1 protein-coding gene is annotated in these 1,738 nt (G+C 68.2%); it reads right to left on the reverse strand.

The window, feature by feature from the left end:
• Positions 1-1,432 (reverse strand): acyl-CoA ligase (AMP-forming), exosortase A system-associated (locus tag JaAD80_RS28600; RefSeq protein WP_102299551.1); only part of this gene is annotated, 1,432 nt, incomplete at its 3' end.
• Between the last annotated feature and the right edge of the window lie 306 nt (positions 1,433-1,738).

The raw sequence follows: 1,738 nt of genomic DNA on the forward strand, positions 1-1,738 counted from the left end.
GTTCCACGCCGGGCGCGGGCGTGACCAGCAAGGCGATCGCCTGGCCCAGCACGGGATGCGGCACGCCCAGAGCCGCCGCCTCGGCCACCAGGCCGCTGGCGAACGCCACTTCCTCGATCTCGGCCGGGCTGACCCGGTAGCCGGAGGTCTTGATCATCTCGTCGCCGCGACCGACGAAATACAGATAGCCTTCCGTATCGCGGCGCACCGTGTCGCCCGACCAGACGGCCAGTTCCGGCAGCACCAGGCCGCTGGCTTGCGGCGGCAAGGGTTTGAAGCGCTCGGCCGTGCGGGCCGAGTCATTCCAGTAGCCGAGCGCCACGAGCGCGCCGCGGTGCACCAGTTCGCCGGGTTCGTCCGGCGCGCAGATGCTGCCGTCCGGCCGCAGCACCAGCACTTCCGCGTTCGGGATGGCCATGCCGATGGAATCGGGGCGCCGCTCCAGCTGTTCCGGCGCCAGATAGGTGGAGCGGAACGCTTCCGTCAAGCCATACATCAGAAACACTTGCGTGCGCGGCAGCGCCTGGCGCAGCCGGTCGAGCGTGCTTCTCTGCATCACGCCGCCCGAGTTGGTGATGTAGCGCAAGGGCGTCGACAATGGCCAGCTCAACTGGGACAGCTGTATCCACAGGGGCGGCACGCCGGCCAGCCCCGTGATGGCTTCCTGCTCCACCGTTTCGACGATGTCGCGCAGCAGCAGGTAATTCATCAGCACGGCGCAGGCGCCGCTGGCAAAGGCCGTCGTCAGCTGGCTCAGGCCATAGTCAAAGCTGAGCGGCAGCACGCACAGGATGCGGTCTTGCGGCGTGTTGCGCAGATAGCTCGCGACGCTGAGGGCGCCCGCCACCATGTTGCGGTGCGACAGGACGACGCCTTTCGGTCGGCCCGTGCTGCCCGAGGTATACAAGATGGCCGCCATGTCCGTGTCGATCACGGCATGCGGCGCCGTTTCCCGTCCCGCCACGCTGGCCAGCGCGTCGGCCCAGGAAAGTACACGCACGCCGGCCAGGCCGTTTTCCGCCTGTCCCGGCTGCCATTCGCCCGTCAGCAGCACCGTGCGCAGGTCCGGGCAGGCGGCCAGGGCCGGCACCAGCTGGCCCAGCCGTTCGCGCGAAGTGACGAGGATGTCCACATTGCAGTCGGCCAGGATGTAGGCCACCTGGTCCGGCTTGAGCAAGGGATTGACGGGCACGAAGACGCCGCCCGCCGCCGCCGCGCCAAACATGGCGCAGACGTTTTCCGGACGCTTGTCGAGATAGATGGCGACCCGCCCGCCGCGCGCCAGGCCCAGCGCGAGCAAGGCGCCGGCCGTGTCGCGCACGCCTTGCGCCAGCGCGCCATAGGCCAGCTGTTCGCCGTGCCATGACAGTGCCGGTGCATCGGCGTCCCGCTGCGCCGCCTCGAAAATGCATTCGTGTATCCGTGTCGCCATCGTCTCGCCCTCTGGTTGGCATGCAGGCCATGCATCCCCCTATGATTGGGATAAACGAACACAGCGGTCTTGATGTGTATCAAGCAAAAGTTTCAGTAGCACAGCTTGAGGCGGCGCAAGACCGCCGCCGGCCGCTGCGTTCTAATGGACAGCGTTGGCTCGCATAGCCGCCTCATCCGATCTCGCCATGGCCTTCACCCGCCTTTCCCGCCTTGCCCGCCCCTGGCAGCGCGCCGCCGCCAGCATCGCCCAGCTGGGCTGGTGCGACAGCGCCTGGCTGGGCCTGGCACGCCTGCTGGCGCGCGT

Source organism: Janthinobacterium sp. AD80 (assembly GCF_002878455.1).
GTDB lineage: Bacteria > Pseudomonadota > Gammaproteobacteria > Burkholderiales > Burkholderiaceae_D > Janthinobacterium.